Source organism: Streptomyces sp. NPDC001927 (assembly GCF_053594455.1).
Genome location: NZ_JBSFEN010000008.1, coordinates 436,831 through 443,556, shown reverse-complemented (window position 1 = coordinate 443,556; position 6,726 = coordinate 436,831). Strand labels below are relative to the sequence as shown.

At 70.7% G+C, this 6,726-nt stretch carries 6 protein-coding genes; 5 read left to right on the top strand and 1 reads right to left on the bottom strand.

The window, feature by feature from the left end:
- Nucleotides 1–121: 121 nt before the first annotated feature.
- The gene (locus ACWCO8_RS24025; protein WP_451033960.1) at nt 122–1,747 is read right to left on the bottom strand and encodes a carboxylesterase/lipase family protein; all 1,626 of its coding nucleotides are present in this window, start codon (nt 1,745–1,747) and stop codon (nt 122–124) included.
- Nucleotides 1,748–2,175: 428 nt separating this feature from the next.
- Here ACWCO8_RS24025 and ACWCO8_RS24020 point away from each other — a divergent pair, with 428 nt between their 5' ends.
- From ACWCO8_RS24020 to ACWCO8_RS24000, 5 genes are read left to right on the top strand one after another with little or no spacing between them, the layout of a single operon-like run.
- Complete coding sequence (locus ACWCO8_RS24020) at nt 2,176–3,351, top strand: ABC transporter substrate-binding protein (protein ID WP_451033959.1); 1,176 nt, start codon at nt 2,176–2,178, stop codon at nt 3,349–3,351.
- A gap of 1 nt (nt 3,352) precedes the next feature.
- Nucleotides 3,353–4,231: a branched-chain amino acid ABC transporter permease gene (locus ACWCO8_RS24015; protein WP_451033958.1), complete on the top strand. Its 879-nt coding sequence runs from the start codon at nt 3,353–3,355 to the stop codon at nt 4,229–4,231.
- Entirely contained in the window at nt 4,228–5,244 is a 1,017-nt protein-coding gene (locus tag ACWCO8_RS24010; RefSeq protein ID WP_451033957.1) for a branched-chain amino acid ABC transporter permease, read from the top strand. Before ACWCO8_RS24015 ends, ACWCO8_RS24010 begins: the two co-directional genes overlap by 4 nt.
- On the top strand, nt 5,241–6,002 hold the full coding sequence (locus tag ACWCO8_RS24005; RefSeq protein ID WP_451033956.1) for an ABC transporter ATP-binding protein: 762 nt from the start codon (nt 5,241–5,243) through the stop codon (nt 6,000–6,002). The genes ACWCO8_RS24010 and ACWCO8_RS24005 overlap by 4 nt, the downstream gene beginning before the upstream one ends.
- Complete coding sequence (locus ACWCO8_RS24000; RefSeq protein WP_451033955.1) at nt 5,999–6,706, top strand: ABC transporter ATP-binding protein; 708 nt, start codon at nt 5,999–6,001, stop codon at nt 6,704–6,706. The genes ACWCO8_RS24005 and ACWCO8_RS24000 overlap by 4 nt, the downstream gene beginning before the upstream one ends.
- Nucleotides 6,707–6,726: the final 20 nt, after the last annotated feature.

Sequence of the window (6,726 nt, the reverse complement as noted above, 5' to 3'; positions counted from 1 at the left end):
CCTTAGGCCGATGGTGGGATGGGGGCTAGGTGGGTCTCACGGGGAGGCGAGCCGCTACCCCGTCCGGGAGCGGCAGCCGCTCCCGGACGGGGCGATCGACCCTGAAGCAGCCGACAGCTCCTCACTTACGGAGGTGCAGGCGCCGCCAGTAGCCCGCGAGGTCGTCGACGGCGGTGGTGACCGAGTCGAGGGCCATCGTGGTGCGGGACTCCCGGTCGTAACGGTCCCACTGGGGCATGGGGTCGTGGTTGGGGTCGCCGGTGCGGATGAAGGAGATCCAGGACGCGTGCATGGTCTCGGCGAGACCGTCACGGACCCTGGGGGCAAGACCCGCCAGGAACGGCGCCTGCGACCACTTGTCGAAGTTGTTGAAGACGAACGGCAGCTCCAGGCAGTGCGCCGCCGCGAGTTGACCGCCGTGCGCGGGCGTGGGGAGGTTGAACTGGTACGCCCACACCGGACGCCCGCGGGCCGCCCGCTGTTCGGCCAGCGCCACGGCCGGCATACGGAACAGGTCGTCGCTGATCAGGTCCATGAGCACGTCCACCGGGCGGGCACCCGGCCGGGCCTCTTCGTACGCGGTGTACGCCTGCTCCGCCCGGCTCCCGAAGGTGTCGCGGGCTCTTGCCAGCACCTGCTCCTTGGTCGACGCGGCGTACGGCTCGCTCAGCGCGAAGGCGAAGTTGGCCTCCTCCCTGGTCCAGCCGATCAGGACCTCGATGCCCGCCCCGGCACCGCTGAGCAGCAGCTCGGCCGGGTCGCGGTCCAGGGTGACCCCGTCGATCACCGGCAGGTACGGGGTCGACCAGTACCCCCACCGCGCGGTGCGCCCGAACATCTCGAAGGTCGCGGCGATCAGGCGGGGCCAGGGCATGGCCCGTAGCTCCGCCACGTTCTTGGCTCCGAGGATCTCCAGGTAGGCGGCGGTGCGCTGGAGGGACTCGGCGCGGGTGGGGATCTTCAGCCCGAGCGGCGGGCTCTGCAGGATCGCGCGCCGGAACAGCGGGCGGCCCTTGGTCTGGGCGCCGGCAAGCGCCGCGACCGAGAGCGCGCCGCCGGACTGTCCGGCGAGGGTGATGTTCTCCGGGTCGCCGCCGAACGCGGCGATGTTCGCCCGTACCCAGTTCAGCGCGGCGAGTTGGTCGGTGAGCCAGAAGTTCCCGCCGGCGCCGTCCTCCCCGAAGTAGAGGTAACCCAGCGGGCCGAGGCGGTAGTTGACGGTCACGACGACGAGATCGCCGTTGCGGGCGAAGGTCTCGCCGGAGTAGTTCGGCATCGAGCCGGATCCGGAGATGAAGCCGCCGCCGTGGATCCACACCATCACCGGCCGCTTGGCACCATCGGCCTTGGGGGTCCAGACGTTGAGCGTGAGGCAGTCCTCGTCGAACGGGGGAGATCCGTGCGTGCCGAGCACCTGGTCGCCCCCTTCCCGGTAGGGCTGGGGTGCGCTCGGGCCGAAGGCGGTCGCGTCGCGCGTCCCCTGCCATCCGGGATGGGGCTGAGCCGGCCGCCACCGGAGGGCGCCGACCGGCGGCGCCGCGTAGGGCACCCCCTTGAACACGGCGAGGCCCCCTTCGGTGACTCCGCGAAGCCGGCCCGCGGGCAGCTCCACGACGGGCGAGTCCGCGCTCGCTCGCGCGGCGGCCGCCTGTGCCGTCTGCCCGCCCGGCGCACCGGAGATGAGTGCGGCGCCGGCCAACACCCCGCTGTTCTTGAGGATGTTTCGCCGTGATGGATCGTCGGTCATGGTGCTTCACTCCCTGACGGATCGAGGGCTCGCCGCCTCAGCGATATCGAGCAATTTTGACGGTGGCCATTGTTAGGGCACATGCGAATCCGGGGTCAAGGGAGAATCGCAACTTCGGACAGTAATGTCGAGAACTCTTGACGGACGTCGCATTCCCGCGATAGATACGTGTCACCTCAGGTACCACCTCAGGTACTGCCCCAGGCGGACGAGAGCCCGACGACGAGTCGGCGGTCGGCGCGCAGGTGCGCCAAGGACATCGGCGGTGGCTTCGATCCCGGCCGGTCAGCGGCGAGTCGGCGACGCGTTGGGCATCCGCGACCGGGCCCGGCCGCCCCGTAACGGACCACGTCGGCCCGCGTCCCCCACACCATCCGCATCAGCAACATCCGGTCCGCCAGGACCGGTTGACAACGTACGGAGTCACCATGGCAGGTCGATTTCGCCCCGTAGGACTCATCACCGTCACCACGGGCCTCTTGCTGGCCACGGCGTGTGGTGGTTCCAGCCTCGGGAGCGGCGACGGCGAACAACAGAGCGGGCCGGTGAAGATCGGGCTCCTCGTGCCGCAGTCCGGCATCTACAAGGCGCTCGGCGACGACATGAAGCAGGGCTTCGAACTCTACGTCCGACAGCACGGCGGCAGGCTCGGAGGCCGCGAGGTGCAGATCGTCGTCGCGGACGAGGGGGAGACCGCCGACTCGGGCAAGGCGGCGGCGGAGAAGCTGGTCAAGCAGGACCGGGTGCTGGCGGTCAGCGGAGTGGTGAGCTCGGCCACCATCAACGGGGTCAAGGACCTCTTCGAGACCAGCAAGGTCCCGCTCGTCGGCTCGAACGCCTCGCCAACCAACCTTTCCGGGACCGAGTACATCTGGCGCACCTCGTACGTCAACGACGAGCCCGGCAAGGCGCTGGGCAAGCACGTCGCCGAGAAGGTCGACGGTCCCGTCTTCCTCGTCGCCGCGGGCTACCAGGCGGGCAAGGACGAGATCGAGGGCTTCAAGTCCACCTTCCTCCCCGCCGGCGGCAAGATCGCGGGCAAGGAGGTCTACACCCCGTTCCCCGGCACCAAGAACTTCCAGCCCTACCTCGCGCAGATCCAGAACTCCGGAGCGAAGGCGGTGTTCTGCTTCTACGCGGGCGGTGCGGCCGTCGACTTCGTGAAGCAGTACCGGGACTTCGGCCTTGCCGGCAAGATCCCGCTCTACGCGCCCGGCTTCCTCACCGAGGGCGGCGTCCTGAAGGGCCAGGGAGACGCGGCCACCGGCATCCTCACCGCGCTCAACTACGGCGCGGACCTGGACAACGCCGCCAACAAGAAGTTCGCGCCGGCCTACCGGTCGGCGTACGGCATGGCCCCGACCACGTACGCGATGGCGTCATGGGACGCGGCGCAGGTGCTCGACAAGGCGATCAAGGCCGCCGGTGGCACCGTGACCCCGGAATCGGTCAACGCCGCGATCGCCACGGTGGGGGACATCGACAGCCCACGGGGCACCTGGCGGTTCAACGGCGGCGGCACGCCGATCCAGCCCTGGTACCTGCGCGAGGTCAAGCAGGGGGCCAACACCGTCGTCGGCGACCTCGGCCGGCTGGGCGGCTGACATGCTCGGATGGCTGAACGGCAACGCCGTCAGCGTCGTCGACGGAGTCGCCTTCGGACTGCTGCTCTTCACGATCGCGGTCGGCCTCTCCCTGGTCTTCGGCATGATGGACGTCCTCAACCTGGCGCACGGCACCCTGTACCTCGCCGGGGCCTACATCGCCTACACCCTGTCCGACGGCAGCGTGACGGGCCTGCTCCTCGCCCTGACGGTCGGCGCCCTGACGGGCGCCCTGGGGGGAGCGGCCCTGACGCTGCTCACCCAACCGCTGGCCCGGCGTGGCCACTTGGACCAGGCGGTGCTCACACTCGGCATCACCTTCATCGTCGCCGACCTCCTCGCCGCGACCTTCGGCGGCGAGGTGCTGCCCACAGACCCGCCGGCGCCGCTGCGCGGGACGGTGGACCTCCTCGGCCACACCTATCCCGTGTACCGGCTGGTGTTCATCGCCGTCGCCGCCTGCCTCGCGCTCGTCGTGTACCTCGTCTTCGAACGCAGCTCCCTCGGCGCACTCGTCCGGGCCACCGTCGCGGACCGGGACATGGTCCGCGCCCAGGGCGTCGACATCCGCAAGGTGCTCTACGGAGTCTTCGCGTTCGGCGCCGCCCTGGCGGCGGTCGGCGGTGTCCTCGGCGCACCGATCCTGGGTCCGGGGCCAGGTGTCGACGAGAGCGTCCTCGTCCTCTCGCTCGTCGTCGTGGTCGTCGGCGGCCTCGGATCCGTACGCGGGGCGCTCGCCGGGGCGCTGCTCATCGGCCAGGTGCAGACACTCGGCGTGGCCCTGCTCCCCGAGTACGCTCCGTTCCTCCTCTTCGGCACCATGCTGCTCGTGCTCGTGGTCCGCCCGCACGGCCTGGTCCAGTCGGCGGTGCGCGCATGAGCACTCCCCGCACCGCCGGCGCTGTGGATGTCGGTACGGTCGGTAAGGTCGGTTCCGTCGTACGGCGGCTGACGGTGCCCGCCGTCCTGCTCGGGCTCGCGCTGGCCCCCTTCCTCCTCGGCTCGTACGCCATCGGCACCCTGTCGCGGATCCTGGTCTTCGCCCTGCTCGCCATGAGCGTGCACCTCCTCACCGGCCTGACCGGATTGCCGACCCTCGGCCAGTCGGCCTACTTCGGCGTCGGCGCCTACACCGGGGCGATCGTCGCCACCAGACTCACCGACATCGGGACACTCCAACTCCTCATCGCCGCAGGGGTCTCCGCGCTGGTGGCCGTGCCGACCGGGTGGCTCGCCGTCCGGGCCCGCGGCGTGGTCTTCCTGATGCTGACCCTCGCCATCGGCGAGATCGCCTACAGCGCCGCCGTCAACTGGAAGTCGCTCACCAACGGCACCGACGGGGTGTCGGGCATCCCACCGGTCGTACCGCTGCCCGGCATGCCCGCGCTGGAACTCGACGGGCTGGTCTACTTCTATGTGCTGGCCGTGTTCCTGCTGCTCTTCGCGGCCGTCACCCACCTGGGCAAGACACCCTTCGCCCTCGCCCTGCGCGGAATCCGCGACAATGAGGCCCGCATGAAGGCGATCGGCTACCCCACGCGGCAGTACGCCCTGACCGTCTACTGCGGCGCCGCGGCGCTCGCCGGGGCCGCCGGGTCGCTGTGGGTCTCGGTGCAGCGCTTCGTCTCGCCGGGCGACGCCGGCTTCGAGATCGCGGCCCTTGCCCTGCTGGCCGTCGTCATCGGCGGCTCGGGCTCCATACGGGGCGCCTGCGCCGCGGCCGCCCTCATCTGGCTCACCCGCGACTACCTCGGAAACCTCGAAGCCGTCGCCGGACGCGGGCCGCTGCTGCTCGGGCTGCTCTTCGTCATCGCCGTCTACACCCTGCCCCGCGGACTGGCCGGCGTACGGCTTCCGCACAGGCCGACCCGGAACCGGAAGAGGACGGCGTGACCGATCGCGATCTCCTGGAACTACGCCAACTGTCCAAGCACTATGGGTCCTTCAAGGCCGTCGACGAGGTGTCGCTCACCGTGCGGGCCGGCGCGCGACACGCCGTCATCGGCCCCAACGGCGCGGGCAAGTCGACCCTGTTCGGCCTCATCTCCGGCACCCTGCCCGCCAGCTCCGGATCCATCCTCCTCGACGGGCAGGACGTGACCCGGCTGCCCGTCGACCGCAGGGTCGGGCTCGGCGCCGCCGCGACCTTCCAGCACTCCAGCCTCTTCATGCGGGAGACGGTGCTGGAGAACGTCCTGCTCGCCGTGTTGCGCCGGACCGGTACGGGACTCGGCGGATGGCGCAAGGTGAGTGCCCGCGCGTCGGCGATCACGCAGGCCCGCACCCTGCTCGAACGCGTGGGCCTGCCCGCCCGGCACGACCTCGCGGCGGCCGAGCTCTCGCACGGTGAACGGCGGCAGCTGGAAGTCGCCGTCGCGCTGGCCACCGAACCCCGGCTGCTGCTCCTGGACGAACCGGCCGCCGGCATGTCCCCGGCGGAGACGGAACGGCTGACGGAGCTGATCGCCGCCCTGCCCCGGGAGGTGACGGTACTCCTCATCGAGCACGACCTCGACATGGTCTTCGAACTCGCCGACACCGTGACCGTCATGCACCTCGGCAGCCACCTCACGACCGGCTCGCCGGACGAGGTACGGGCCTCCGCCGAGGTACAGAGCGCCTATCTGGGCACCGTGGAGGTCCCCTCGTGAAACCGTTCTTCAGCGTGCGCGACCTGCGCTCCGGCTACGCCGGGGGAGTCGTCCTCGACGGCGTCGACCTCGACCTCGAACCGGGCGGGATCCTCGCCGTACTCGGGCGCAACGGCGTCGGGAAGACCACGCTCATGTCGACCGTGATGGGTTTCGTCCGGCCGTACGGAGGCAGCGTCACCGTCGACGGCCGGGAACTCGCCGGGGCCCGCGTCGATGTGATCGCCCGGGCCGGCGTGGGCGTCGTGCCCCAGGGGCGCCGGGTGTTCGCGCCGCTGACCGTGGCGGAGCACCTCGCGATCGCCGCGCGGCGCCACGCGCGGGGGCCGTGGACCCGGGCCAGGATCCTCGACCTGCTGCCGAGGCTGGGGGAGCGGCTCGGGCATCGCGGTGACCAACTCTCCGGGGGAGAACAGCAGATGCTCGCGATCGCCCGGGCCCTGCTGGGCAATCCGCGGCTGCTGCTCCTCGACGAGCCGTCCGACGGCCTCGCGCCCGCGATCGTCACCCAAGTGGGTGAGGTGGTCCGCGAGGTGAGCGCGCAAGGCATGACGGTCGTCCTCGTCGAGCAGAACCTGGGCCTCGCCCTCTCGGTCGCCGAGAACGTGGCCGTCATGCAGAAGGGGCGCATCGTCCACCGGGCGCCCTGCGCGGAGTTCGCCGCCCGCCCCGACGACCGGAGGCGCCTGCTGGGCGTCGACTGACAGAACTCATGTGGAGGTTC

Bases quoted from the DNA above. Each gene is read 5' to 3' on its own strand.
- ACWCO8_RS24025 (WP_451033960.1), bottom strand. From the start codon at position 1,747: ATGACCGACGATCCATCACGGCGAAACATCCTCAAGAACAGCGGGGTG.
- ACWCO8_RS24020 (WP_451033959.1), top strand. From the start codon at position 2,176: ATGGCAGGTCGATTTCGCCCCGTAGGACTCATCACCGTCACCACGGGC.
- ACWCO8_RS24010 (WP_451033957.1), top strand. From the start codon at position 4,228: ATGAGCACTCCCCGCACCGCCGGCGCTGTGGATGTCGGTACGGTCGGT.
- ACWCO8_RS24015 (WP_451033958.1), top strand. From the start codon at position 3,353: ATGCTCGGATGGCTGAACGGCAACGCCGTCAGCGTCGTCGACGGAGTC.